At 40.4% G+C, this 25,922-nt stretch carries 24 protein-coding genes and 1 pseudogene; 6 read left to right on the plus strand and 19 right to left on the minus strand.

Translation table 11 applies throughout. The annotated features are described in order from the left end of the window. Positions 1-72 precede the first annotated feature (72 nt). The 13 genes and pseudogenes from KO534_RS13425 to phoB form a co-directional block, all read right to left on the minus strand. A complete protein-coding gene (locus tag KO534_RS13425) occupies positions 73-2,289 on the minus strand; it encodes a GumC family protein (protein WP_215930184.1) in 2,217 nt (738 codons plus the stop codon). Between the two features lie 29 nt (positions 2,290-2,318). Further along, positions 2,319-2,849 carry a polysaccharide biosynthesis/export family protein gene (locus KO534_RS13430; protein ID WP_215930185.1) on the minus strand — a complete coding sequence of 177 codons (531 nt, stop codon included), beginning with the start codon at positions 2,847-2,849 and terminating at the stop codon, positions 2,319-2,321. Positions 2,850-2,885: 36 nt separating this feature from the next. Then, entirely contained in the window at positions 2,886-4,028 is a 1,143-nt protein-coding gene (locus KO534_RS13435) for an outer membrane beta-barrel protein (RefSeq protein ID WP_215930186.1), read from the minus strand. Beyond that, on the minus strand, positions 4,025-4,435 hold the full coding sequence (locus tag KO534_RS13440; protein WP_215930187.1) for a 3-phosphoshikimate 1-carboxyvinyltransferase: 411 nt from the start codon (positions 4,433-4,435) through the stop codon (positions 4,025-4,027). Before KO534_RS13440 ends, KO534_RS13435 begins: the two co-directional genes overlap by 4 nt. Before the next feature lie 365 nt (positions 4,436-4,800). Further along, a complete protein-coding gene (locus KO534_RS23755) occupies positions 4,801-5,589 on the minus strand; it encodes a prolyl oligopeptidase family serine peptidase (protein WP_354667950.1) in 789 nt (262 codons plus the stop codon). A gap of 63 nt (positions 5,590-5,652) precedes the next feature. Further along, positions 5,653-6,963: pseudogene (locus KO534_RS23760) on the minus strand (S9 family peptidase); the annotation flags it as partial. 138 nt (positions 6,964-7,101) lie between these two features. After that, entirely contained in the window at positions 7,102-8,337 is a 1,236-nt protein-coding gene (locus KO534_RS13450) for a serine hydrolase domain-containing protein (RefSeq protein ID WP_215930188.1), read from the minus strand. A gap of 158 nt (positions 8,338-8,495) precedes the next feature. Next, positions 8,496-9,683, minus strand: a complete 1,188-nt coding sequence (locus KO534_RS13455) for an ABC transporter permease (RefSeq protein WP_215930189.1) — start codon at positions 9,681-9,683, stop codon at positions 8,496-8,498. A gap of 2 nt (positions 9,684-9,685) precedes the next feature. After that, positions 9,686-10,843, minus strand: a complete 1,158-nt coding sequence (locus KO534_RS13460) for an ABC transporter permease (protein WP_215930190.1) — start codon at positions 10,841-10,843, stop codon at positions 9,686-9,688. After that, the gene (locus tag KO534_RS13465) at positions 10,840-11,538 is read right to left on the minus strand and encodes an ABC transporter ATP-binding protein (protein WP_215930191.1); all 699 of its coding nucleotides are present in this window, start codon (positions 11,536-11,538) and stop codon (positions 10,840-10,842) included. Before KO534_RS13465 ends, KO534_RS13460 begins: the two co-directional genes overlap by 4 nt. A gap of 46 nt (positions 11,539-11,584) precedes the next feature. Further along, positions 11,585-12,610 carry an efflux RND transporter periplasmic adaptor subunit gene (locus KO534_RS13470; RefSeq protein WP_215930192.1) on the minus strand — a complete coding sequence of 342 codons (1,026 nt, stop codon included), beginning with the start codon at positions 12,608-12,610 and terminating at the stop codon, positions 11,585-11,587. A gap of 201 nt (positions 12,611-12,811) precedes the next feature. Further along, positions 12,812-14,131 carry a phosphate regulon sensor histidine kinase PhoR gene (gene phoR, locus KO534_RS13475; protein ID WP_215930193.1) on the minus strand — a complete coding sequence of 440 codons (1,320 nt, stop codon included), beginning with the start codon at positions 14,129-14,131 and terminating at the stop codon, positions 12,812-12,814. A gap of 84 nt (positions 14,132-14,215) precedes the next feature. After that, entirely contained in the window at positions 14,216-14,905 is a 690-nt protein-coding gene (phoB, locus tag KO534_RS13480) for a phosphate regulon transcriptional regulator PhoB (RefSeq protein WP_215930194.1), read from the minus strand. A gap of 263 nt (positions 14,906-15,168) precedes the next feature. Between phoB and KO534_RS13485 the strand changes: the two genes are divergently transcribed. Both KO534_RS13485 and rdgC read left to right on the plus strand, forming a co-directional pair. After that, positions 15,169-16,890 (plus strand): sensor histidine kinase, encoded by a 1,722-nt coding sequence (locus KO534_RS13485; protein ID WP_215930195.1) that lies wholly within the window; start codon positions 15,169-15,171, stop codon positions 16,888-16,890. A 221-nt stretch (positions 16,891-17,111) separates the two neighbouring features. Further along, the gene (gene rdgC / locus KO534_RS13490) at positions 17,112-18,020 is read left to right on the plus strand and encodes a recombination-associated protein RdgC (protein WP_215930196.1); all 909 of its coding nucleotides are present in this window, start codon (positions 17,112-17,114) and stop codon (positions 18,018-18,020) included. 65 nt (positions 18,021-18,085) lie between these two features. Here rdgC and KO534_RS13495 read toward each other — a convergent pair whose 3' ends face one another. Next, entirely contained in the window at positions 18,086-18,922 is an 837-nt protein-coding gene (locus KO534_RS13495) for an HDOD domain-containing protein (protein WP_215930197.1), read from the minus strand. A gap of 235 nt (positions 18,923-19,157) precedes the next feature. Here KO534_RS13495 and KO534_RS13500 point away from each other — a divergent pair, with 235 nt between their 5' ends. Then, a complete protein-coding gene (locus KO534_RS13500) occupies positions 19,158-20,864 on the plus strand; it encodes a dipeptidyl-peptidase 3 family protein (RefSeq protein ID WP_215930198.1) in 1,707 nt (568 codons plus the stop codon). A gap of 220 nt (positions 20,865-21,084) precedes the next feature. Here KO534_RS13500 and KO534_RS13505 read toward each other — a convergent pair whose 3' ends face one another. From KO534_RS13505 to folB, 4 genes are read right to left on the minus strand one after another with little or no spacing between them, the layout of a single operon-like run. Beyond that, positions 21,085-21,450: a histidine triad nucleotide-binding protein gene (locus tag KO534_RS13505; protein ID WP_215930199.1), complete on the minus strand. Its 366-nt coding sequence runs from the start codon at positions 21,448-21,450 to the stop codon at positions 21,085-21,087. 12 nt (positions 21,451-21,462) lie between these two features. Continuing rightward, a complete protein-coding gene (locus KO534_RS13510; RefSeq protein ID WP_215930200.1) occupies positions 21,463-22,263 on the minus strand; it encodes an undecaprenyl-diphosphate phosphatase in 801 nt (266 codons plus the stop codon). Further along, positions 22,260-22,781, minus strand: coding sequence for a 2-amino-4-hydroxy-6-hydroxymethyldihydropteridine diphosphokinase (folK, locus tag KO534_RS13515; protein ID WP_215930201.1), 522 nt, complete (start codon positions 22,779-22,781; stop codon positions 22,260-22,262). The genes KO534_RS13510 and folK overlap by 4 nt, the downstream gene beginning before the upstream one ends. Beyond that, positions 22,778-23,137, minus strand: coding sequence for a dihydroneopterin aldolase (folB, locus tag KO534_RS13520; RefSeq protein WP_215930202.1), 360 nt, complete (start codon positions 23,135-23,137; stop codon positions 22,778-22,780). The genes folK and folB overlap by 4 nt, the downstream gene beginning before the upstream one ends. Before the next feature lie 73 nt (positions 23,138-23,210). Between folB and plsY the strand changes: the two genes are divergently transcribed. Beyond that, entirely contained in the window at positions 23,211-23,807 is a 597-nt protein-coding gene (gene plsY / locus KO534_RS13525) for a glycerol-3-phosphate 1-O-acyltransferase PlsY (RefSeq protein ID WP_215930203.1), read from the plus strand. On the opposite strand, the gene tsaD is transcribed toward plsY, so the two are convergent. Beyond that, positions 23,804-24,817, minus strand: a complete 1,014-nt coding sequence (tsaD, locus tag KO534_RS13530; protein WP_215930204.1) for a tRNA (adenosine(37)-N6)-threonylcarbamoyltransferase complex transferase subunit TsaD — start codon at positions 24,815-24,817, stop codon at positions 23,804-23,806. The genes plsY and tsaD overlap by 4 nt on opposite strands. A 219-nt stretch (positions 24,818-25,036) precedes the next feature. Here tsaD and rpsU point away from each other — a divergent pair, with 219 nt between their 5' ends. Continuing rightward, on the plus strand, positions 25,037-25,252 hold the full coding sequence (rpsU, locus tag KO534_RS13535; RefSeq protein ID WP_006991319.1) for a 30S ribosomal protein S21: 216 nt from the start codon (positions 25,037-25,039) through the stop codon (positions 25,250-25,252). 100 nt (positions 25,253-25,352) lie between these two features. Beyond that, the gene (locus KO534_RS13540) at positions 25,353-25,814 is read left to right on the plus strand and encodes a GatB/YqeY domain-containing protein (RefSeq protein WP_215930205.1); all 462 of its coding nucleotides are present in this window, start codon (positions 25,353-25,355) and stop codon (positions 25,812-25,814) included. The last annotated feature ends 108 nt before the right edge of the window (positions 25,815-25,922 follow it).

Genomic DNA, 25,922 nt, shown 5'->3' on the forward strand with positions numbered 1-25,922 from the left:
TGTCATATCGCAACTTGTTTTACCTTTCTAAACCTCTGTGTGCTCTGTGCACTCTGTGGTAAAACTCTTATTTTAGTCTTTTTCAGTGCCATAATATTCGCCTGAGTAATAATGATCGCCGTAATAACTCATTTTTTGGGGTTCGGCTTGGGTGAGTACTGCGCCAATTACGTTGGCGTTTAGTCTGCGCAGGCGAGATACCGCTTCTTTTGAGACTTTGATTTTGGTTTCTTCTGCCTTAACGGCAACGATTACTCCGTCGACACTATTAGCGATAACACAGGCGTCGCTCACTGGTAGGGTTGGCGGGCCATCTAAAATGATGTGGTCAAAATGTTTCTTCAAAGACATTAAGGCACTAGTGAATTTTTCAGAGGTTAATAACTCAATTGGATTGTGAGGTATTGTGCCGCAAGGCATCACGTTAAACTCTTTTTTGCCTGTTGGGTTAACAATACAATCACCAAAATTAGCGGTACCCGCCAATAAGTCAGTTAATCCCAGTTTATTTTCTAGTTTAAGATTTTTAATAACACTGGGTTTACGTAAGTCCACTTCCAGTAACAGGGTTTTACCCACTTGGCTATAAGCAGCAGCTAGATTCATAGCTAATGTCGATTTACCTTCAGAACCAGTCGCCGAAGTCACTAGTATGGTTTTAGGGGGGTTATCGATATTAGAAAACTGCAGACCAGTGCGAATAGTATTGATGCTCTCAGCAAATACACTGCGAGTATCGTTTATGTATTCCATCTCAGGAATACCATGGGCATCTTTTTTCTTCAGAACCATAGTAACGCCTAATGCGGGTACTTTAAGGTTTTCTTCTACCGCGTCTGTGGTGCGATAGGTGTTGTGCATTGTCTCACGTACAAACGCAAGTACCACACCAAAAAAAATACCAAATAATCCAGACAGTAATATGATCAGTTTTACGTTAGGTTTAATGGGTAACTTGGGCACAGTCGCTGAATCGATAACCTGTACATTTGAGGCATTAAAGTCCCCGCGAATATTGGTTTCCATCAAGCGCCCAATAAAAGACTCATAAATACGCCTATTGTTTTCTACTTCACGCTCTAATGCTGTTAACGTGAAATTAGAGCCTTGCAATGATTGTATGCTCGCCCTTTCCTTATCAATTAGGTTTTCTATATTGCTCACTTGTTGGCGCGCTAGATTAAAGTCACTTTTGATACCTTCGACTATTTTAGCAATTTCAGCATTTAAACTAGCTTTAACACTTTTTAATTCGCTCACCGCTGCGATCATTTTAGGGTGTTTGGCTTTGTATCGTTCGTCTAACTCATTCACTTTACTTTGAGCGCTAGCTTGCTGTTTCACTAAGGCGCTGGCTGTACCATTTTGTAATACCGCATTAAGAGAATAAAATACCGGTGAGCCTGCAGGTAGATCTTTAACTTGCATATATGACTCTTCGGCACTGCCCAATTTTGTTTGGGCATTGATCAGTTGATTATTCAGGCTCTGCATACGTGAATTAGCATCTTGTTGCTGCAGATTAGTATCAACCATGCCTTGTTTAAGTCTAAAGTCTCGCAACTTGTTTTCTGAGGCGGTAAGTTGATTTTTTAAATCGGCTGATTGTTCGCTTAACCACGCTTCGGTATTTTTTACCTCACCTAGTCGGGCTTCTAAACCAAATTGAATATAAGCTTGGCTAAGCGCATTTACTATCTCGGTCGCTAATTGCGGGTCATCCGATTGATAACTTAGATTAATCACTTGGCTTTGTTTGCCGCCGCTTACCGCTAACCCCGATTGAATTTCTGCGGCTAACATCACTTTAATTTCGATATCTGATAAAGGTTTGGGGGCTTCCTTCTTTTCGGCATTACCAAATAAAGCGGATACTTCTGCTTTGATTTCGCTGATAAGCGACTTTTCTTTGGATTTATTTTCTTGTTGTTGTTTTTTGTATTTTTCAACTAAATCCAATTTATTCACTACCGTTTCAGCAATAGAGCGAGACTGAATTATTTCGTATTGGGTTTCGTAAAATAAAAAAACTAGCGCCGAAGCGATGTACTGTTCCTCACGAGCCGCATTAGGTTGTTGTGGATCGGCCAATATTTTAGTGGTAGCTTGATAAATAGGAGTGGCTGTACTCGCAATATACACACCCACTAACAAACAACATAAGGTAACAAATAGTATCCCCCATTTAGCTCGTTTAATAATTCGCCAATATTGACTAAAATCAATCACTTGTTCTTCTTGATTGATAAGTTTATCCATTTCCATATTACTAGTTTGTTGAAATGCCATTTACTGCGCCCTTATCTACTGACTCAATTCTAAAAGAAACTTTCATCTATGGTGATCACGTCACCAGGTTGCACTTCGTCCCCTAAAGTGACTTTTCGTCTTTGTGACTCATTACCTTCTGGTAGCAGATAAATCTCTTTTTTAGAGGCTCTTTCAGTAAATCCCCCTGCAATTGTTATCGCCATCTGCACTGTCATATTGGTTCTATAGGAATAACTACCAGGTTTTTTTATTTCGCCGTTAATATAAAACGGGCGATATTCAGATACTGCAACGGTTACGCTAGGCTTTTTTAAATAGTCATCACCAAACAATTTCGTCAAAAGGGCTTCTACTTCGATAACTGTTTTACCTTTAACTTGCACTTGACCTAACAGTGGTACCGAAATGTTGCCGTCGTCAGATATTTTGGCTTCTTTTAAGCCCAGTTCTGGTTCATTAAAAACAGTGACCGAAATCACGTCACCGGTCGACAATCGATACACCTTTCCTTCTTGCGCTAACACCACAAAAGACTGTAAAAACAGTATTCCTAGCAATAGTTTACATATGTTCCTCATTACGACTCCTTTTGAAACAACTTATTCTTAAATACTTTAAAACGATGCATTGGCACCTAGGGTTACAATACTTGCGTCATAGTTGTAAAACTCCAATTCAGAGTCTCTTTTTTTGTTTTTATATTCGACGTAGAGCTGTAACCAATATTTTGATTGATAGCTTAGTTTTGCCGTTAAATTTTTCAATTCATCTTTGCGGCTTTGGTTATTATTATAATCAAAGTCGGTATACCGATAACCAATACTAAATTGAGTGTTACTGGTAAATTCATGCGCTAGATTAATGTCATATTCACTACTGATATAACCACCTAAGGATTGCTCTGCGCTTTCTCTAGCAGCTCTGCTAGCGCCTATTTTTAAAATGGAATAGGTGTTTGGTTTCCACACCATATCTAAGAAATATGACAAACCTGAGAGATCAGCTAAGTTTTCCACGTCATAATCTACATCTTGATAGCCGATTTTAAATGTACTCGAGGTAATAGCAGTAGCGTTCCATTCAACCCCAACAAGATAAGATGTTTGGCGACTAGAATTATCAACAAACTGGGTATTTTGATAGTCAAGTTGTACAGCGCTGGCTTCTAACAACAACCTAGTTTTAGGTGCAACGCGATAAAAGAAAGTACCTGTGACCGTATCACTATTGTAATCACGAAATTCTTGACCATTATTTGTGTATTCCAGTTGTTTGTAGGCATATTTCCCCACTAACTGCCCAGTACTTTGTTTAGTGCCATAAAACAATGAAGCAGATATACCTTTGGTAGTGCGTTGATTTAATTCGTCTAACTTCTGCGACAACGCATTAGTACTGCCGGGTTGCTCGATACTATCTTGATAAGCAAAACCAAGATCACTGGCAAACTTATGGCTCAGATCTAATTTTGCTTTAACAAACATCTCATGTTCAAAATAATCTAGGCTACTGTTGTCTTGGTACTTGGCGTAATTTCCTTTGTAGAGAGCTTGAAAATCGTGTTTACCGTATTGAGTGGCATAGGCAAATTCAGGAGCAACTTTGATAATAGTGTCGTCGACTTCGGCTGAAGTACGATAAATATTGCTATCTTGATGGACACTTAAATCAACCATTGGCGTAAGCCCAACTTCTTGAGAAGTTGCAAATTTGGCACACAGACTCAAGATGACCAGGTATGCTAATCGAAGATTCATTTAATCAATTCCTTAAACCATCCCCAAATACCCAATGAAAATCCCTCAAATAAGTTTATCCCCAGCGCTGATTTAACTAAATACAACACTAGCAAACCAAATAAGATGCAAAAACAAAGCCATAAACTGGCTATGAGGGTGACCATAAATGCAGATATACGTTTTTCGCGGCGAGAAAGGGATCGATAATTACGCCCAATTAAAAAAACGTAATACAGTTGTTGCGGGATAAAAGGCACTTTAAGGGTACCACGCACATCAACCTTGTGTCGGCCCCATTTCCTTGCACCTAATGCTACTTTTAAGTGCAATAATTGTTCTTCAGTAAAACTTTGCGCAACATGTTGGGGCATTCTGTCCAGCAACTTTCGAATTGCGACTTCCTGTCTAATTTTTTGTTCGTCCACTACTTCACGCCTAACTCAAAAGACCTCGTTGACAGTTATGTCTGAATGCCTTTGATTTTTTGATACACTGAGCAAAATTGTACCGTATTGAATCACTAATAAACACGCAATTTATACAGAAACTATCGTTTTGCTTTGTTCATCACCCAGCAATCTAAAATCATAACTTTCTTTTTGTAAATCAATTTACTAATTCTTTAATAAAAGCAATGTACGTTGTTACTTTTTTGTGATTTGCTACTACAAAACAACCCGATTTTTTAAGACACTTACCAAAAAGCCAGAGTAACATTCTTGCATAGCATAACCTCATTTAATGGAACACTGCGCAAACTAAAAGAACATCCATCTGGCTAGTTAACGATTTACTTATCAACCCCATGTGCAGCAAGAGCAAAAGCATATTCTTCGGCATAATCTTTTAAACGCCCATATCGGCCGGTATTCGAATAATGCCCTGCTCCCATATTCATGCGCATTAGCAGTAAATTATTATCGGTTTTGGTGGCGCGCATTTTGGCGGTCCATTTTGCGGGCTCCCAATAGGTTACGCGAGGGTCGTTCAGACCACCAGTCACTAACATAGGTGGATATTCTTTGGCTTGAATGTTGTCATAGGGGGAGTAACTTTGCATATATTCAAACACTTCTTTGCTTGCCAGAGGGTTACCCCATTGACCCCATTCGGGAGGTGTTAATGGTAAGGTTTCATCTAGCATGGTATTGAGTACATCAACAAATGGCACGGCAAGGGTGACCGAACGCCATAACTCTGGCGCTTGATTGATTACCACGCCCATTAACTTACCACCAGCGCTACCTCCCTTGATAGATATGTTACCTTTAGCAACATATTTCTTATTGATTAGGTGTTGTGCCACATCAACAAAGTCATTAAAGGTATTGGTTCTTTTATCCAATTTACCATCTAAATACCATTGGTAACCCATTTCATCGCCACCACGCACATGAGCAATTGCAAATGCAAAACCTCGGTCGAGCAGACTTAAACGAATCGTAGAAAAACTTGGGGGCATGCCAATACCATAACCACCATACGCATATAGGAACAAAGGTTGAGATCCGTCTTTTTTAAAGCCTTTTTTGTACACTATGCTAACAGGTACTTTAACGCCATCCCGAGCGTCAGCCATTATACGCTCTGTGGTGTATAAACTTTTATCGTAACCAGAAGGGATAGTTTTAGCTTTGCGTAAATTTAGCGTTTTACTGGTCACGTCGTAATCATAGGTGCTATCAGGAGTAATCATGGATTCGTAGTTTATACGCAGTTGTTTTTGTGAAAACTCAGGATTATTCCCCAAACTGACACTCGCTACTTTTTCAGGCAATTCGATTTCATAACCCTTACCTTGATTAGGTAAAATACTGATTGACTCTAACCCTTGAATACTTTGACTAATAGCCACAAAGTCTTTAAATACTTGGAGGCCTTTAAAATATCGGCTGTCTGAACCGGCAAAAACTGTCTGCCAGTGTTCGTATTGCATTTGCTTTTCTGGCGTCTTGGCAATTCTGAAATTAACGTGGGTATCATTGAGCAACATATAAAAATAGCCGTTGCCATGATCAACGTCTAATTTAAAGTTTTGTTCTCGGGTATTGAGCATTTTTGGGGGTTGGGTTAAATCGGCCATAGGCACAACTGACACTTCTGTTCTATCAGAGTCACCCGTGCGCAATAGTAAATATTGCTCGCTACTGGTAACTTCAAATCCCAAGTAAAAGGATTCGTCTTGTTCAGTCACTAAGACTTTATCGGTACTTTGTTGCGTTCCTAGAGTGTGCAGGTTCACGCTCAGTGGTAGCCATTTTTCTTGTCGTAATAACGAATAAATAAGACTTTGACTATCTTGGCTAAACTGAACATCACCAGTTGTATCAGTTAACTCATCGGCAAAATATTCATTGGTCGTTAAATTTTTGATTTTGATGATACTTCGTTCGCTACCGTCAGTGTCAATCGAGTAGGCGAGGAGTGTATTGTCTTGGCTAATATCCTAATCACCTAAGGAAAAGTATTCATGCCCTTGTGCTAGCTGGTTCTCATCTAAAAATACCTCTTCAACGTCGCTATCTAATTTGCGCCTAACCCACGTTCTGTATTCTTTTCCAGGCTGAAAGTACCAGCGATATTCATAGCCGTTTTTTTGCCAAGGCACTGAGGTATCAGTTTCGTCCACTCGACCTTTAAATTCCTCAAATAGCGTCTCAATCAATGGTTTGTGCTGCGCTACAAATTTTCCGTAGTAGTCGTTTTCAGCGTTAAGATAATCAAGCACTGGCTTATCGTTTACTTCGGGGTAATCTTGATCTCTAAGCCAATGATAATTATCGGTTAGGGTTAGCCCATGATACTGAGCTTGATGAGGTTTTACTTGAGCCTTAGGTGCCGCGACATCTAATTGTGATAAACGGGGGAATGACTCAGATTTTTTTGTACTACTGCATGCGGATAACAAAGACAAAATAACGATTCCTACACTTAATTTTAAAAATACCTTCACGTTTAAATTCCTTCTATAAAAAGTATTGATGATTTGATGCTACCCCTACCTACTAGCTACTATCTACTAACTTCAATTCACTGCTTTTTCTGCCCTTCTCAGCTTTCCTCTGCCCTCCTCTGCATTTCTCTGCAGTTTTCATCGCCCCTCAGAAAAATGCTCACTGATGGTCCTAAACATAGCATAGTGTTTGGCTTTCCAATTTAAACTTTTATCTGTGAAACGATAATTAGCTGAATTCTTTACTACGACCAACTTTTGATCAGGATCAATATAGATATATTGATCATAAATACCCTGAGCCGCAAATTCGTCTTTTGCGCCAAGTGGCAACCACCATTGATACCCATAACCAAACGAAGACGATGAGTCGGGATTATTTTCGCCCGGAAGTAAATGCGGCGCATCGGCTGTGGTTGAATCCACCACCCATTGTTTGGGTACTATTTGCTGTGTAGTATTTTGCTGATCAGTCCAGGCACCTTGATTAAGGTACAACCAACCTAACTTCGCGTAGTCACGGAGTGTCACGTTTAAGCCACCTAAGGCGAGCTCCATATTATTGTCATCTGCTAACCAATATGCAGGGTATTCCATGCCAAGGGGCTCCCAAATTTTGTCAGTCAAATATTGAGTTAAGCTTTGCCCTGTGGCACGAGTTAACAGCATACCTAAGACTTGGGTATCTATGCTTACGTAGTGATGATAGGTGCCTGGAGTTCGTTCGCGAACAAGCGATGCTGAAAACTCATCCAAAGAAGTACCAAATGCTGTGGCACGAGAAAACCGATTAATATCAGAATTAAAATCACCATAGTCTTCATTAAAACGCACACCAGAAGACATTTGTAAAACATCTTTAATACTCACGCCTTCGTAGCCACTGCCCACTAATTCTGGCACATAATCAGTGACCGCCTCTTCAATACTGGAGACATAGCCTTCTTCAATTGCAATCCCCATTAAGGCCGAAACGAAAGATTTAGCCACCGAAAATGAGATATGTTGTTTGTCTTTCCCATGACCTAACCAGTAATTTTCGTAAACGATCTTGCCTTCTTTTAATACTAAGAATCCCGTTGTTTGCGTTTCATCTAGAAATTCAGTTAAAGACTTGGGCTGTCCTTTATAAGTAAATACTTTGGGGAGCGGTTTAGGCTCTTCGGGGAATTCAAAAGCATTGGTGCTGGCTGGAATAACAGTTGAATTAAATGACTCATACATAGATAAAAAATTAGCGGCTATTTTATCTTCATCGTATAAGGTCACGGCTGTATACAAACGAATAAGGTTTTTTTGATAGATAACCAATAACACTAACACTACAATCAAAAAGCCAAGACCGATGCCTTTTACACTTAGTTTTTTTATCATTTTTTCTTCCCATTTGTACAGCGCCAAAATACAGCTTTAGGCTATCACCTTAAATGAGACTTAGATAAAAAACCATCGAAGAGTGCACAAAACCAAAAAAGCCGAGTATTGAATGCTCGGCTTTTTATTAAGGCCTAGTTTTAGCAAGTTAACATCACTTACCTTGCAGATTGAAACGCCACTATCACTGGCACTCTGGCAGCTCGCCAAGCGGGGAAAAAACCACTAACAAATCCAATAATTAAGGCCAAAGTGATACCTTGAATAAACAGCTCTGAGGTAAGCTGAAAACTAAACACCACTTGGGTAAAACTGCCTCCTAGCGTGGACGCATTCATACCGTCAAAAAATATAAACGCGGCTAACGCCCCCACTAAACTACCAATTACAGCTAACGTCATAGCCTCAACCATAGTGCCGATAAAGGCCGACAAAGAACTAAAACCAATGGCACGTAATGTGGCGATTTCCATAGACCTATCAGAGACTGAGGTATACATAGTATTGAGCGCGCCTGCTAAGGCTCCCAACGCCATAATTGAGCTGATCACCCAGCCAAAAATTGCCATGTATTCGAGGCTTTTACCTTGAGTGGCAAAATAAGCGGATTCAGTTTGCACTTCATGTGTCAGCCTGGGTTCTGATTCTAAATATTCATTTATGGCCGTTAGATCATCAGATGAACCAATTCTTGCTCTCACCGTCTGATAGGAGCTACCACGGTTGTACAAATTTTGAATCACCTTAGCATCTGCCCATAACTCGCTTTCAAACACATTGCCACCTGTTGAAAACACCCCGACTACTTTCCACGTATATTTACCAAATCGAATCTCCTGACCTAAGTCAAAACCATCGAACTCACGTAATATGCCCGCGCCAACAATTAACTCATCTGTGCCGGGTGTAAACATTCGCCCTGCAGTTAAAGTAAAGCCATTGCGCATGTCCACGCCTCGCTGACTTAAGCCTCGAAGAGGAATATTCGCTTCCTGTTGCGTGCTTTTCTTTACCCCGTCCACTATCACATATAACTCGGGCGAGACTAACGGCCCCTGTTCATCTTTGAGAATACCTGGCGCATTTTCGATTAAATTGACCTGTTCCCTTGAGGCAGAACTGTTTAACTCTGCGGCAGACCCGGTGCGCATAAAAAAGGCGACATCATCAGATCCAGCACTTTGCATGGTGGCTTCAAAGCCTTTAGCCATAGCTAAAAAGGCTAATAAAATCGCGACCACCACTGCGCTGGCAAAAACCATCGCCAGTGACATCCATAACCGTCTAGGCAAGCTACGAATATTCATCACTATGACAGCGGTACTTTGTGACATTAGATTACTCATAATTAGCCCCTATTAAATGCAGTAATAATATTGAGTTTCAAGGCGCTTATTGCCGGTGCAATTCCAGTAATTAAACCTAGCAGCAGCATGTACCCTAAAGCTTGAAGCAGAATATTTTGGTCCAACACTAAATTGGGCAAAAACCTCGCTAAGTTTTCTGACGCACCTTGTATCAATAAATAAGCCCCGCCTAATCCTAGTAGCCCACCTAAAAAGGCCAACAAGCAAGACTCAATTAAAACCATTTTAAATATACGTATCGATGCAAAACCCAGTGTTTTTAACACTGCAATCTCGGCAGTTCGCTCTCTAATGGCCAAAACCATAGTGTTGCCTACCACTATTAAAATCGTAAAAAATGCCATAAACACAACGCCAAAGATAATCAGTCCAATGTTGCCTATTTGTTCTATGAAGGCTTTATTAAACGCTTGCTCGGTGCTGGTATCAGTTTCGGCATTGGAATTAGCGAAATTATTGTCTATGGCCTTGGCTACGCTTTCGTTCATTGCTGCGTCTTCTGTGGTTAGAATTAGCCAACCAATGCTGTCGCCTCCCCAAGATTGGGTTTCTTTGAAATATTTATAATGAAACAACAGATAACTGGTATCGGTTTTTTGTTCTGCTCCTCTAAATATACCTTCGATGACAAAATCCCAAGTTTGCCCGCCTTCTTTGTGAGAAAAAATATTCGATGAAAGCGGAATGCGGTCGCCTACTTTCCAACCATTGGCTAAAGCAATACGCTCTCCAACCAATATGCTTGCTTGATTATTCAGCCATGCTTTACGTTGTTCGGGCTCAATCACTAGCTCAGGATACACAGCCAAGTAACTTTCTGGCTCAACTGCAAAGGTCACCACTTGATTTGCGGGCTCTTGGTAGTAACCGCCAAACCAGTTTGCGTGAGTCACTTGTTTAACGCCTTCAATTGCCTGGGTTTTATTCACATAGGAATAGGGTAAAGGATTGGTAAAGTTGGTTTTATGTACCACCACCAAACGATTGTCAGCGGACATTTCAACTCCAGAGTTTAAGGCGCCACGAAGTGTCATAATGGCCCCAAAAATAAGAAACGCGATAAAGATGGCAAAGGTAGTTAGAAACAAGCGCATCTTTTTTCGGGTTAAGTTTTTGTAGACTAAATACAAATCTTTCATGCCGATAACTCCTCGGCTTTAACGAACTCGCCTTTATTGAGGTGCACGGTTTGTTTCGCAAATTTGGCAGCCGAAGGGTCATGGGTCACCATAACAATGGTTTTGCCAAACTTTTCATTCAATAGCTGAAGTGTTTGTAAAATTTCATCCGCGGTTTGTCTGTCTAAGTCGCCCGTTGGCTCATCACAAAGTAAAAACTTAGGATCAGACACTACCGCTCTCGCTATAGCTACGCGTTGCTGCTGACCACCTGACATTTCGCTCGGCATGTGATCCGCTCTATCACTTAGCCCAACTAACTCTAAGGCTATTTTCACTTGTTTTTGTCTTTCGCTGCGGCTTAGGTTAGTCAGTAGCAAAGGTAACTCAACATTTCGTGCAGCATTTAACATCGGCATTAAATTGTAGAATTGAAAAATAAACCCAATATTATTGGCACGCCATTTTGCCAATTGGCTTTCACTAAGGTTGTCGATACGCTGTCCATCGAAGGTAATTTGCCCTTCTGTGGGTTGGTCTACGCCACCGAGTAAATTAAGCAGAGTCGTTTTTCCGGATCCCGAAGGCCCCATAATGGCTAAAAAGTCTCCGTCTTTAATTTGCATATTCAAATCCTGAAAAATGCTGATGGTTTCCTTACCTTTAGTGAATCGCTTTGCTACTTGATTTAATTCAAATAAATTTTGATTACTCATTTTCTTATCCTTTGATTATCCTTTAATTTGCGGCGCAATTGGCAAACTAATTGTCTTTCATAAACCCAACTTTGACGCCCATTTCTGGGAGTATTCTGGAGTCTGTTAATTCTATTTTGATTCTAACTTGCACTGTGGCTTTCGCCCTGTCTGCGGTGGGAATAGTTGCGATAACAGAGGCAGGTATCAGCCAGTCAGGGTAAGCGTCTAAAGTGGCATTAACCTTTTGACCGGGATACACACGTCCAATAAAGGATTCGTTGACATCCACTTCTATTTCCAATGAATTCATATCCACTATGGTGCAAATACCTGTGCGGGTGAATCCACCTCCCGCAGATGACGGCGCGACTATTTCTCCAGGTTGTGCATTTTTTTGTGTCACTACGCCGCTAAAGGGCGCTCTGATGGTATGGTCTTCTAGTCGCTCTTGTTGCCTGCGAATTTCCACTTTAGCGACTTGAAGGTCCGCTTCAGCGCTTTCTAAATTGGCCATCAAACTTTGTTGATTAGCGAATCCCCTGGTGCGCTCCGCTTCACTTGAATAAGGGTTTTTAAGAATTCGCTGATAATTGATTTTTGCTTCTTCGAGATTAACGAGAATCGCTTTACGCCTTGCTTGTAACACATCTAATTGCGCTCGAGCGTAGTCAAAATTGACTTTAGCCAAATTGCTATCTAACGTCGCCAGTATTTGCCCTTCTTCAACATTCATACCCTCTTCGACATTAACTTGAGTAATAAGCCCCATGACTTCAGAAGAAACGGTTGCCATTCGCCTTGCGGTAATATAACCGGAGGAATTTAAAATCGTGTCACTTGGTTGTATTTCTGAGGAAGCAGTCTCTGTCACTTTTGTATACTCAGCTTGAACCTTATTGATTTGAACCTCTGGCTTATTCTGTTGTAAACCTGATTGCTCTGGCACAAAATAGCTAAGGGTGATCCAAATTGACAATGCACAGCAAACAAGCAATAGCAGCGCTATTTTCCACACCTTTGTACCAGTGTTTTGCTGTGTTTGATTTCTGTCTAGTTTAAGCTGCTGCAATAACTCACTTTTATCCGTCACCCTAACCTCTGCATAATTTAGTATTTATATTGCCAACTCTGCCTCTTAAAACAAAAGCCTAAGAGATGTTTTAACAATCATGGCATATAAATTTAAAAAATGAATAGGTCAAAAGTCACAACTATAGGATCACAAACGTTGTGAAAGAAAGACGACCCATCAAAAGTGAGAGATTAAGCAGATTTGATGTTTAGAGGATGTTTAAGAACTCGAGTTTTTTTCAACTATATAAGTTTGCTCAGGTGAAAAACTACACGAGAAAGTGGAGCCTTTACCCAACTTACTTTGGATAGTTAATAAAGAATTATGGTGTGACAGTACATGTTTCACGATGGACAAACCTAAACCTGAGCCACCGGTAGTTCTCGATCGAGCTTTGTCTACGCGATAAAAACGCTCGGTCAAACGTTCAATATGTTTTGAGGCAATACCATAACCATTATCTTTTACGCTGAATTTGACCTGCTTGCCTTCTAGCGTCCATTTTACTTCGATGACCCCTCCGTTGGGGGTATAGTTAATCGCGTTAAAAATAAGATTTGAGAACGCACTACGAAGTTCAGTTTCAATACCATAGACATACAAAATGGGTGAGATATCAAAAAATATTTTGTGCTTTTTTTCTCTATTTAGGGCGTCTGCCTCAACCTGAATTTGCCACAATAATTGCGGGACATTGACCAGTTTTTCAAATGCTCTTTCGGTACTGGCTTCAATACGAGACAACACCAACAATTCTTCAATTAAACTTTGCATTCGTACCGATTGAGAGCGCATTTCAGAAATGGCTTTTTTCATCATTGGCTCTGGCATGTCACCATTTTCAGGCAACATTTCTAAGTATCCATTGATAACGGTTAGCGGGGTTTTTAGTTCATGTGAGACGTTTGCTACAAAATTCTTGCGCATTTTTTCTATTTGAGTCAGGCGCGTTACATCACGAACGACAACCATCAAATTATCATCTTCATAAGGCACCATTCTAAATTCCAAAACTTTATTTGGATTGATTGGCGACGTAATCTCTATGGGTTGCTCGAAACGGTTGGCATGATAAAAGGTAATAAACTGCTTATCATCAATACGCTCGTAAATTTTCTTTCCCATATCCTCAGGCCAACTTAGGCCTAATTCAATGCGAGCGAGTCGATTGCACCAAGTAATCTCAGCGTTTTTATCAATTATAATTGCCGCGTCAGGCAGCGCTTCTGAACCCTGCCGAAAACGGCGAATGATTTCACCTAATGCTTTACGTTTATCACGACTTCTTAAATTAGAGCTGTATATTCCTTGATATATATCTGACCAAATTCCCCTCGCAGTAGGAGGAGAAATTTTCTTACTATGCCATAACCAATGGTTAAGTCTGTAAAGACGCCAATAATGCCAGCCTAGCAAACAAAACGCGCCAATCAATAAGGCAAGGAGTAACTGATTAAAATATAAGCCAAGCAAGGTGCAAGAAGTCAGAAAAATCACGACTCCAACAACACTTCTCAACCATGGATAAGAGCTTTGCATTAGGGTGTTATTCCTCTTTGAATGATTAACCTATCCATTTAACCCAAGCCATAAACCGGCTGCATACCACTTAGCCTACTATTTCTACACTTTACTAGAAAAACGATACCCTGCGCCACGAACTGTTTGAATCATATTATCATGGGCATACTCAGACAAGGCTTTACGTAACCTTCTAATATGCACGTCAACGGTTCGGTCTTCGACATAAACGTTGGTGCCCCACACATTGTCCAGAAGCTGCTCACGACTATAAACACGCTCTGCATGGGTCATAAAGAAATGTAGAAGTTTAAATTCAGTAGGCCCCATATCAATGGGCGTCTCGTTAGAGGTAACACGATGTGAAAGCGGGTCGAGTTTCAAACCTTGATAATCAATGGCGTCTTCACTCGAGGTAGGCGACACACGCCTGATCACAGCTTTGACTCGGGCTATCAATTCTTTGGGTGAAAACGGCTTAGTGACATAATCATCAGCGCCAGCTTCCAAACCTCGGATTTTGTCTTCTTCCTCACCTCTAGCAGTTAACATAATGATAGGTATGTCTCGCGCATATTCGTGTTGTTTAAGTTTTTTCGCTAATTGCACACCTGTTCCACCTGGCAACATCCAGTCTAATAGAATCAAATCAGGAAAAGGCTCAACAATTTTTTCAAGCGCTATTTGAAAATCTTCGGCCTCAACAGTTTCATAACCAGACTGTTCTAATACAAATTTCAACATGTCACGGATGGGAGCTTCATCTTCCACCAGTAAAATACGTTTTGCCATTTTATGTTCCTTGCTACACCAACAACGCCCTAGATTATTCAGATTTTGTGTGACACTTTTATTACGGTCGGCATTTTAGCTAACATTTAGTCTATAAAAACAACATTTTATTCGTTTACAAAGCTAAGTTGCGAACTTTCAACAAGGTATCAAAACACATTGTTGATCAACCTTTTAGCTCCATGCCTTGTTTATTTTTTTTTTTCCGCATATTCTTTGTGTTCTTTAATGTGCGCTTCAAACTTAAGGAAATAAAAATTTCGATGCCAAACGTCAAACAAGGGTTATCCAAAAAACTTTTAGCAAGGGTGCTGTCGGTTTATTTTGTATTAACTCTTATTGTGACAGCAGGGCAAGTTTTCACTGAATATCTCAATGCCAAAAGCCACATTGAAGATGAACTGAAAACCCTAAAAAATACTTTCAGCACTAGTTTAACCCGAGCCATTTGGGAATTGAATACAATCCAAGCAAAATCCATCGCGGTAGGACTAATGGAACTCCCCATAGTCGAAGGTGTACAAATTCGCGATGAGAACAGTAACTATATCGCTGATTTAGGGCGCACCACTAAACTACACAACGAATCGATTACTAAAGGTGTCGTGAGAGATCATATTGGCGGAACCTTTGGTTATAGTTTCCCATTGATTTTTGAATTCTCTGGTAGGACGTCATTGGTTGGCGATGTGACTTTGTATTCTAGTTCCACCATTATCTTTAGCAGAATTGAAGTGGGGATACTTTTCTTAATAGGCAATGCCATAGTCAAAACCGCTTTTTTAGTTTTTCTATTTATGAGTGCGTTTCGCACTATGTTAACCAATCCCTTGAACGAATTAACCCAACAAATTGCCGACTTTAATCTCGACGATCCAGAGTCTTCCAAACTGGATTTAAGTATAACGGAAGAAAATGAACTGAAAGTTTTAGAGACCTCATACAATAAATTAATCGATGAAATTATTGCATTTCAATCGAGGTTGTCTGGCACCCAGAATGAATTGCAGCAAGCCAATCAAAGATTAGATGATCAAAATATATCTTTAGAAGAAGAAGTGGCTAAAAAAACCGCCACATTAAGCAGAATAATGTTGGACTTGGAACAACAAAAAGACGAGTTGATAATCAATCAACGTGAATTACGCCAAGAAAATGAAAACCGCCAATTTATTGAAGATGAACTACGTAAGCGAAATACTGAATTAGCCACTTCAATGGAAACCATTCAAATGGCCAAAGATCAGCTAGTTGAATCAGAACGCATGGCGTCTCTTGGTGGCCTAGTGGCTGGCATCGCACATGATGTCAATACACCATTAGGCGTCAGTGTCACTGCCACCAGCTTTTTGCAAGACAGAGTCCAAAAACTTCAAAACGCCTATGATGATAAGAAGCTTACTGGCAGTACTATGACATCGTTTTTGTCTGAGGCTCAACAAACTATCACACTACTAACCAACAATTTGAATCGTGCCTCGGATCTCATTTCCAGTTTTAAACAAGTGGCCGTTGATCAAACCAGTGAAGCGGTGAGAGAAATAAATGTCAGTGAATATTTGACTGAAGTAGTGCAGTCGTTAGCACCTAATTTTAAGAAAACTCAGCATACTATTGATATTCATTGCCCAGATGATATTTCAATCAAATGTGCGCCTGGCGTATTGGCGCAAATATTAACCAACATGATAATGAATTCTTTAATTCATGGCTTCGAGGATAAACCTAAAGGCGCCATAACTCTGGACATTTCTGATCAAAACGGCAACTTGATTATCGATTATAAAGACGATGGTCGTGGTCTTGATGAAGGCACTTTGGCGCGACATTTCGACGCGTTTTTCACCACGCGCCGCGGTAAAGGTGGCAGCGGCTTAGGCACACACATAATGTATAACTTAGTCACCCAAACCTTAGGCGGCTCAATAGAAGTATTCAGCGAACCTGACAAAGGCCTGCAGTACAAAATCACTATCCCTTTTTAACCCAACATTATTGGTTAGGGCGCTATTTATTTAAGTATATTTCTGCCCTTTTCACATAGTAGAAAAGCCTAATTCCTGATAACCTCTACAGCCATTTTTAATCGCGCACTCAGCGCAGATGGCTTGTGTATTTTTCGCAATCAAAGCACTCAATTTCGCTTTGAAAATACTGACGTTTAACGCGAAATGTAAACAGCCTCAACTATAAGCGGATTATTTTCATGTGGTTTAAAAATCTTAAGCTTTACGCAATTACCCAAGATATGGACTTAGACGAACAAGACTTTGAAGACAAGCTGGGTGAATTCAAATTTCGCCCCTGCGGTAGTCAAGAATTAGCAACTATGGGATGGGCCTCTCCCTTCAATCAAGGCGAAGCATTAATACATGCCACTGCGGGCAGGATCTGGCTAACCTTAAAGAAACAAGAGCGTATACTGCCGGCTGTGGTTGTTAATGCAGAGCTGGCTGACAAAGTCGCGTTGATTGAAGCTGAAACTGGCTCTCCTGTTGGCAAAAAGGCACAGCAAGATTTAAAACAAGAAATCATTCAACGTTTATTGCCTCAGGCCTTCACCAAAAATAGCTATACACATGGTTTCATCTCAACTAAAGATAATTTGGTGGTCGTTGACTCTTCTGCAGACGGCAAAGCTGAAGCCTTCTTGGCGATGGTACGTAAAGCCATCGGATCCTTACCTGTTGTTCCTTTAGCCAGACATTCTGTTCAAGGCGAATTAACGGCGTGGTTAAAAGACGACTCAGCGCCATCAGATATAGTTGTACTAGAAGAAGCGGAACTTAAAGCGCAAGAAGATGAAGGTGCGATTATCCGTTGTAAAAACCAAGATTTATACTGTGACGAAATCAAGCATCATTTGGAAGCAGGGAAGTCTGTTCAGAAACTTGCGGTAGAATGGAGCGAAACACTCACAGCCATTATTCAAGAAGACTTAAGCATCAAACGTTTGAAGTTCACTGATGTGATACGAGAACAAAATGACGATATACCCAAAGATCAAATGTTAGCTCGATTAGATGCCAATTTTGCTTTGATGTCTGGTGAAGTGGTGCGTTTTGCCAAACGACTGAAAGAGATATTTAACTTAGACGATGAAAAAGTCAGTTAACAGCGAGGTTTTGGATTTTAAGATGCTGGGATGATCCAGCATCTTATCGATTTATGAATTAAATCTTATTGAAAAATGAGTTTTGCACTTTCTCGTAAGTCTTCGAACTCATCAGTGAGTAATTGAGATAAATTTTCTACGATACCTTTTTTGATTGACGCTTCAAATATCTGATCTTTATGACTCTCAAATTTGCCACATAGTGCCGCACCTAATCTGACTAAATCTAAATAAGAGACACTGTCGGACGTAACAGAAAGGTCTTTCCAATTCTCAGCAACATGCACAAATTCTGGCTCAAATCCCCACTCTTTCATGATGCTAGCGCCAATTTTACCTGCCATTTTGTCCATCGCAACATCCAAGAATGTTGAATTAGCAAACACATCTGCGTGACGCTCTGCTTCTGTCAAAATAGGTAACACCCCTATGTTATGAACCAGTGCGGCTAACATCATAGAATCAAGATTAAGAGTTCGATTCTTAGTGAGCTTTGTATGAACTTGCAGCGCGGCCATTGAATTAGCGACAATCTCAATAGTGTCAGACCAAATTTGCGACATATACTGTTTTACTATTTCGTTTTTAGAAACAAATAATTGCTCCATTGCCAAAGCGGTAGAAATATTTTTAATCTGTCTCAAACCGATACGAGTAACGGCTTGCTGCGCTGAGGTGACTTTGACGGTTCTGCCTAGATATGCACTATTTGATATTTTTATCATTCGAGCACTTAGTGACGGATCTTGACTGATTACATCGGCCATCGCGTTTAAATTGATTTCTGGATCATCCGCGGCTTTCCTTACTTTTAGTGCAATCGCAGGTAAGGTGGGTAGAACCAATGTATCGTTGTTAATTTTTTCTACCAAGATAGTGAGAAGTGCGTTTTCTGTAGCCATGTGTTTACCTATATCCTGTCAAAACCAATCGACCTCTAGAGAACAAGTCGATGAAAATATTTCGTGTCTCACCTGAACATTTCAGCAAGGTTAGTGCTAAATGTAAAAGAATGTAAATGCTAGCATACTTTATAGCGCAAACTAGAGATGATAAACGCAATAAAAGCGAAAAATTTGTTATATTCCATTCGAATTAAGATAATTAGAGCAATACAACAATAAAAAAGGTGACTCAATGAAAAATCTTTCAAAATCATATATTTCAGCTATCGCATTAGTAGTTTGTTCAACACTGACTATGTCCTGCAATAAACCACAAAATGACACAACTGTAACTTCACTCGAGGTACAAGAATCTGACCTAAACGCCTCAGAACTGACATTGACCCCAGAGTACAAAAACCGACTTAATATCTATTTCCCGGTTACTCTTTCTGCAGACATCAGTCATTTAAGTGATAACCAGCAGCAAATGTTGGCCGTATTAATTGATGCATCGCTAATAATGGACGACTTATTTTGGAAACAAGCATTTGGCGAAGATAAGGCAGCTTTTTTATCACGCATTAGCGACCCTGCAGTCAAAAACTTTGCGGACATAAATTATGGTCCTTGGGACAGATTGAATGGAGACAAAGTATTTTTAAGCGGCGAACCTGAAAAACAATTGGGTGCCCGATTTTACCCCGCTGATATGACCAAGGAAGAATTTGAAAACAGTAACTTTGCTGACAAAGATGGTTTGTATTCGATGGTTCGCAGAAACGACCAAGGTGAATTAACCGCGATCCCCTATTCAAGCTATTTTGCTGAAGAGCTAAAACGCGCAGCTCAGCTCCTTAAGAAAGCAGCCACGTTGGCAGAAGATAAGAGTTTTGCCGACTATCTTAATTTACGCGCCGAAGCCTTATTAACCAATAATTACCAAGCGTCTGATTATGCTTGGATGGATATGAAAACCAACCCTATTGAATTGGTTTACGGACCCATTGAGACCTATGAAGATCAACTATTTGGTTATCGAGCCGCATTTGAATCCTACGTTTTACTAAAAGACTTGGCATGGAGCGAACGACTCAGTAAATATGCATCCTACTTACCTGAATTGCAGCAAGGCCTGCCCGTTGCCGAGAAATACAAGGCACAAATGCCCGGTGCCAATGCTGATTTAAATGCCTACGATGTCATTTATTATGCCGGGCATTCAAATGCGGGAAGTAAAACTATTGCCATCAACTTGCCTAACGATGAAGAAGTGCAACTTAAAAAAGGGACTCGACGGCTACAACTCAAAAATGCGATGCAAGCAAAGTTCGATAATATTTTAGTGCCCATTTCGAAACAGTTGATCGTGCCAGAGCAACGCCAACATATTACTTTCAACGCGTTTTTCGCCAATACTATGTTTCATGAAGTGGCCCATGGACTAGGCATCAAGTCAGTGCTAGATAGTGAACAAACTGTTCGACAGGCACTTAAAGAACATGCTTCTGCTTTAGAAGAAGGTAAAGCCGATATTTTAGGGCTGTATATGGTCCAGCAGTTGCTAGCCAAAGGGGTAATTGATGAGGGTATGTTAGAAGATTACTATGTGACCTTTATGGCAGGGATTTTCCGTTCGGTTCGATTTGGTGCGTCCAGTGCTCATGGCAAAGCCAACATGATCAGATTCAATTTTTTCCAAGAATATCAAGCTTTTAGTCGTAGAGATGATGGATTATATCAAGTCGACATGCAGAATATGAGCAAAGCGATTGATGCCTTATCAAATACCATTCTCACTCTACAAGGAGATGGCGACTATAATGGGGTTGCTAAGTTAGTAGCTGACAAAGGCATTATCAAGGAACAACTGCAGCAAGACCTTGATCGATTAACTGCTGCCGATATTCCAGTCGATATAGATTTCAAGCAAGGAATACACACCTTAGGATTAAAATAACTTAATCCTTTAACACGAAGAATTATTTGATTACTAAATCCCCTGCAACAGCTCAAGTCCATTATGAGGACCTGGGCTACTTGTTATTCGGCAATGGACTGGCGGGGATTTTAGTCACTTTGTGAGCATTCAACATCTTGGTTTTGGGATTTCGATTGGCGAAAACCCAAAACTCACCAAAACTACGATTGTAAAAAAGCCGTTACTTCAAGCATCATACTTAAGCTGACTTTATAGTTTCTTGATAGGGTGGCCAGCCCATGGCTTTACCCGCTAATACATGCAAATGGATGTGATAAACAGTCTGCCCACCGTTTTCGTTACAGTTCATGACTGCTCTGTATCCGTCTTTCGCAAAGTCCATTTTTTCCGCTAGTTGTGCCGCGACCCAATAAAGGTGGCCCACTAAAGCTTTATCGGTGTCTTCAATGTCATTTATGGTTTTGATGGGCTTTTTGGGAATAACCAAAAAGTGTATCGGAGCTTGGGGGTTAATATCGCTAAATGCCAATGCCAATTCGTCTTCATAAAGGATATCAGCAGGAATTTCTTTATTAATTATTTTAGTAAAAATCGTTGCGCTCATAGTTTTTCCTTCCTAAATGAAAATAAACAATAATAATGCTGAGCCTAATATCAACCTGTAGATTACAAATGGCAGCATTCCTATTTTAGAGATCCACGCTAAAAATAAGTATATACATCCATAAGCACTTACAAATGAAAAGAGTGCTCCAAACAATAACGCATTCCAATCAACCTGATTAGGGTTTTGTAATAAGTCTAAAGTAGCCAGTAGCCCTGCCCCCAAAATAACCGGGATAGACAATAAAAAGGAATATCTGGCGGCACTTTCACGGTTTAGACCGATCATCAATCCAGCAGTCATCGTTATTCCGGAGCGTGATGTACCGGGTATAATTGCAATGGCTTGCGCAAGACCGATAAAAATCGCGTTTTTCCAAGTAATTTGATGTACGGTTTTAGTCTGTGAGGCTTTACTATCTGCGTACCAAAGTAACAAACCAAATCCTATGGTGGTGATAGCAATCACTAGAGCCGAACGTGTATAAATTTCGATAAAGTCTTTAAAAACAAACCCAAAGAATATAGCGGGTAATGTGCCAATTATAACCCACCATGCCAAGCGACTGTCTGGGGTTTGCTGTGAACTAAGGCCGTGACCAAACCAAGCTCCAGCAAGACGCCAGATATCGTCACGAAAATAGATAATAATTGCTAGCAGACTTCCCACATGAACGGCCACATCAAAAGCCATGCCCTGATTATTCCAGCCTAATACCTGCGAGGGTAAAATTAAATGGGCTGAACTAGAGATGGGTAAAAACTCAGTTACCCCTTGTATAATAGCCAAGATAATAATTTCAATTAACGTCATGTATTGCTTGGACTCCATTCAAATTTAATTGCCCACAGTTTCTGTTGGCTTTTGTCATATTCTTGCCAAAGTTTGCTGTAGTTTTTGTTCACTTCAGGATGAATTTGCTCAGCAGCAATTTCGGCCAGTGGTTTTAATACGAATGCGTTAAAAAGGATCTCTGGACGGGGTAATAGAATTGGCTGAGAAGTGACTAAAGTGTCGTATAAAAGCAAATCTAAGTCGAGGGTTCTAGGCGCAAATTTTTGTTCGCCACGCTGGCGTTTATTATCTTGCTCTATTTTTTTAAGGACACGACACACGTCCGAAATAGACAATTGGGTATTGGCCTTCACCACCAAATTGTAAAAGTTGTTACCTTCAAACCCGACAGACTCGCTTTCGTAAACAGAAGAAAGAGTTAATTCACCAAATGCTTGATACATGCCTTGTAGACCGGCTTTGGTATGTTTTTCTTTTTCCACGTTACTACCGACACTGATATAAATAGTATGTGATGTTTCAGCGTCAATACTCAAAAAGTTTGTTCCTTAGTAAATTCGACTGCAACGTTTTTAGCGTTAGCTAAAATATCTGGCTTACTTAGTTTTAATCGCACAACTTTCAGCAAAGGAAAAGTTTGTAACAACCAGTCGACCATATGGCTAGCCAACGCTTCAATTAATTTAAATTGGCTATTGGCTGCAAAAACAGTTATTCCTTGGGCTATTTCGGCGTAATTAAGTGTTTTTTCTACATCATCTGTTTGTGCCGCCATTGAAAGGTCGGCACTTAGCTCTACATCAACTATTAAACGTTGCTGATGTTTTCTTTCCCAGTCATATACGCCAATTAACGCTAAGACCTCGAGCCCTTCAATATGAATTTTATCCATTAGTGATCCGCGCTGCATTTTATTGGTGTTTGGTATATTCTGCTAAATTGTAACCCATTCTTAATACAAGTACATGACAGCACTTACAATTTTAATATTTGCTTGCACCTATTTAGTGGGGTCTATTTCCAGCGCCATTTTAGTTTGTAGACTTTTTAAATTAGGTGACCCTAGAGCACAAGGTTCAGGTAATCCTGGAGCAACAAATGTATTGCGCTTAGGTGGAAAGCTGCCAGCAATTTTAGTGTTAATCTTCGATGTACTGAAAGGCACCGTGCCAGTTTGGGCAAGTTATTATTTGGGATTGGAGCCAATTAATCTAGCCTTTGTTGCAGTGATGGCGTGTTTAGGCCATATGTACCCTTTGTTCTTTGGTTTTTCTGGGGGTAAGGCTGTGGCTACCGCTTTTGGTGCCATTCTACCACTAGGCTTAGACCTAGCGGCAATATTAATAGTGACTTGGGTAATAGTAGTGCGACTCACTCACTACTCTTCTTTAGCTGCGATTGTAGCTGTCAGTCTCGCACCTTTTTTCACATGGTTGTTAAAACCAGAATACAGTTTACCCGTCGCTATATTGAGCCTTTTAATAGTGCTACGTCACAAAGATAATATTATTCGGCTGTTACACGGGCAAGAAAGTAAAATATCTCAGAAAAATAACCACTAGATTGGCGGCAACTCTTCCAACGACCAACGAGGTCTTGCCTTAGTAGACATTGCTTCAATTTCACCTGCTTTGAGCCTTTGTAGACCTGCGTACGCTATCATCGCGCCATTGTCAGTACAAAACTCTAATCGTGGATAAAACACTTCACCATTAATTTTTTTCATCATAATGGCTAGGTCTTCACGTAGTTGTTTATTGGCGCTAACCCCACCGGCAATAACCAAACGTTTTAATCCGGTATGTTTCAAAGCTCGCTTGCACTTGATAGCTAAGGTATCAACTACGGCTTCTTGAAAGGCAAAAGCAATATTGGCCTGAGTTTGCTCAGAGCCGTCTGATGCTCTAATAGTATTCGCGGCAAAGGTTTTCAAACCACTAAAACTGAAATCCAAGCCAGGTTTCGTAGTCATAGGCCGCGGAAAATCGTAGTGCCCCGCTTCTCCCTTTTCAGCCAATTTTGCCAATAAGGGGCCTCCTGGATAATCTAATCCCAATAGTTTTGCAGTTTTATCAAAGGCTTCGCCAGCGGCATCATCGACTGATTCGCCCAATACCTGGTATTGTCCAATACCCGCAACCTTCACCATCATCGAATGACCACCAGAAACCAAAAGAGCGACAAAAGGAAACGCTGGCGCTGGTTCGTCTAACATTGGAGCAAGCAAATGCCCTTCCATATGATGTACACCTACTGCCGGCTTGTTCCAAGCATAAGCCAAACTGCGGGCAACCGATGAGCCAACCAATAAAGCCCCTACTAGACCTGGTCCTTTAGTAAAAGCAATTCCATCAATGTCCTCAGCGCTGCAGTCTGCTTCTAATAAAGTCTGTTTTATTAGAGGCACAAGTTTACGAACATGATCTCTAGACGCAAGCTCTGGCACCACGCCACCATAATCTGCATGCAATTTTACTTGACTATATAATTGGTGCGACAACAAGCCTTGTTGTTCGTCGTAAATGGCAACACCAGTCTCATCACATGAGGTTTCGATACCTAATACACGCATATTCAATTTCTAACACAAACGTTTTAAACTGACGGCATTTTACTGATTAGCGCATAAACCTCCAATCTAATCTGACATTTGTTACAATTATTAGGATTTTTAGTTCAACAGGACTTTACATCCTTTGAGGATAGGATTAGAATTCCGCACCATTTTTAACCGAGCTGGCTATTACTTATACCGGCCGATATGTTTTTATTTTTTTGAGGTGAGAGTTGAATGCCAATCGTTAAAGTTAGAGAAAACGAACCTTTTGATGTTGCATTGCGTCGTTTTAAACGTTCATGTGAAAAAGCAGGTGTACTTTCTGAAGTTCGTCGTCGCGAATTTTTTGAAAAACCTACTTGGGAACGTAAGCGTAAGAAAGCTGCCGCTAAGAAACGTCTTTTGAAGAAGTTATCTCGCGAAAACGCTCGTCGCATTAGATTGTACTAAATCTCTTCTGGAGCGCGTTATTGTTGTAAATAATGCGCTTTAAGTCGTTTTATCACATATCTTATCAAACATCCTTTTTCCGTTTTTACAGAGTCATTGTATGTCATTATTAGATGATTTAAAAAATGCACAAAAAGACGCTATGCGTGCCAAAGACAAAATTCGTCTTGGTACTATTCGTATGGCTTTGTCTGCCGTAAAGCAACATGAAATCGATGGGCGTACTAATGCCGATTATGTTGCGCTAGATGATGATGGTGTGCTTGCTATTTTAATCAAGATGGTAAAACAACGAAAAGATGCAGCCAGCCAATATGAAACAGCTGGTCGACAAGATTTACTTGATATTGAACAAGCAGAAATTGTAATTTTACAAGAGTTTATGCCCAAAGCCCTTAGCGAAGAAGAGCTTGATGCGTTAATCGTGGAAGCGATGCAAGAGTCAGGTGCGTCAGGTATGCAGGATATGGGTAAAGTCATGGGCTTGTTAAAACCTAAAGTTCAAGGCCGCGCTGATATGGGCAAATTAAGTGGGAAAATAAAAGCCAAGCTTAATTCATAGCAAACTCATATGTAGTTCAATAATAATAAACCGCACGCAGATGCGGTTTATTTGTTTAAGTGCATAAAGTTTTCAAACTTTATGGCATTATGTTTCACCCGTTTTTGA

Source organism: Paraglaciecola arctica (genome assembly GCF_018861065.1).
In the GTDB taxonomy this organism is placed as follows: Bacteria; Pseudomonadota; Gammaproteobacteria; order Enterobacterales; family Alteromonadaceae; genus Paraglaciecola; species Paraglaciecola arctica_B.

What these genes read in the sequence shown, in the direction of transcription:
- KO534_RS13485 (WP_215930195.1), top strand. Translation starts at nt 15,169, where the DNA reads ATGCCAAACGTCAAACAAGGGTTATCCAAAAAACTTTTAGCAAGGGTG.
- KO534_RS13500 (WP_215930198.1), top strand. Translation starts at nt 19,158, where the DNA reads ATGAAAAATCTTTCAAAATCATATATTTCAGCTATCGCATTAGTAGTT.
- rpsU (WP_006991319.1), top strand. Translation starts at nt 25,037, where the DNA reads ATGCCAATCGTTAAAGTTAGAGAAAACGAACCTTTTGATGTTGCATTG.
- KO534_RS13495 (WP_215930197.1), bottom strand. Translation starts at nt 18,922, where the DNA reads ATGGCTACAGAAAACGCACTTCTCACTATCTTGGTAGAAAAAATTAAC.
- KO534_RS13430 (WP_215930185.1), bottom strand. Translation starts at nt 2,849, where the DNA reads ATGAGGAACATATGTAAACTATTGCTAGGAATACTGTTTTTACAGTCT.
- KO534_RS13505 (WP_215930199.1), bottom strand. Translation starts at nt 21,450, where the DNA reads ATGAGCGCAACGATTTTTACTAAAATAATTAATAAAGAAATTCCTGCT.
- plsY (WP_215930203.1), top strand. Translation starts at nt 23,211, where the DNA reads ATGACAGCACTTACAATTTTAATATTTGCTTGCACCTATTTAGTGGGG.
- tsaD (WP_215930204.1), bottom strand. Translation starts at nt 24,817, where the DNA reads ATGCGTGTATTAGGTATCGAAACCTCATGTGATGAGACTGGTGTTGCC.
- rdgC (WP_215930196.1), top strand. Translation starts at nt 17,112, where the DNA reads ATGTGGTTTAAAAATCTTAAGCTTTACGCAATTACCCAAGATATGGAC.
- phoR (WP_215930193.1), bottom strand. Translation starts at nt 14,131, where the DNA reads ATGCAAAGCTCTTATCCATGGTTGAGAAGTGTTGTTGGAGTCGTGATT.
- KO534_RS13540 (WP_215930205.1), top strand. Translation starts at nt 25,353, where the DNA reads ATGTCATTATTAGATGATTTAAAAAATGCACAAAAAGACGCTATGCGT.
- KO534_RS13465 (WP_215930191.1), bottom strand. Translation starts at nt 11,538, where the DNA reads ATGAGTAATCAAAATTTATTTGAATTAAATCAAGTAGCAAAGCGATTC.
- KO534_RS13425 (WP_215930184.1), bottom strand. Translation starts at nt 2,289, where the DNA reads ATGGCATTTCAACAAACTAGTAATATGGAAATGGATAAACTTATCAAT.
- phoB (WP_215930194.1), bottom strand. Translation starts at nt 14,905, where the DNA reads ATGGCAAAACGTATTTTACTGGTGGAAGATGAAGCTCCCATCCGTGAC.
- KO534_RS13510 (WP_215930200.1), bottom strand. Translation starts at nt 22,263, where the DNA reads ATGACGTTAATTGAAATTATTATCTTGGCTATTATACAAGGGGTAACT.
- folB (WP_215930202.1), bottom strand. Translation starts at nt 23,137, where the DNA reads ATGGATAAAATTCATATTGAAGGGCTCGAGGTCTTAGCGTTAATTGGC.
- KO534_RS13450 (WP_215930188.1), bottom strand. Translation starts at nt 8,337, where the DNA reads ATGATAAAAAAACTAAGTGTAAAAGGCATCGGTCTTGGCTTTTTGATT.
- KO534_RS13435 (WP_215930186.1), bottom strand. Translation starts at nt 4,028, where the DNA reads ATGAATCTTCGATTAGCATACCTGGTCATCTTGAGTCTGTGTGCCAAA.
- KO534_RS13460 (WP_215930190.1), bottom strand. Translation starts at nt 10,843, where the DNA reads ATGAAAGATTTGTATTTAGTCTACAAAAACTTAACCCGAAAAAAGATG.
- KO534_RS23755 (WP_354667950.1), bottom strand. Translation starts at nt 5,589, where the DNA reads ATGGCTGACGCTCGGGATGGCGTTAAAGTACCTGTTAGCATAGTGTAC.
- KO534_RS13455 (WP_215930189.1), bottom strand. Translation starts at nt 9,683, where the DNA reads ATGAGTAATCTAATGTCACAAAGTACCGCTGTCATAGTGATGAATATT.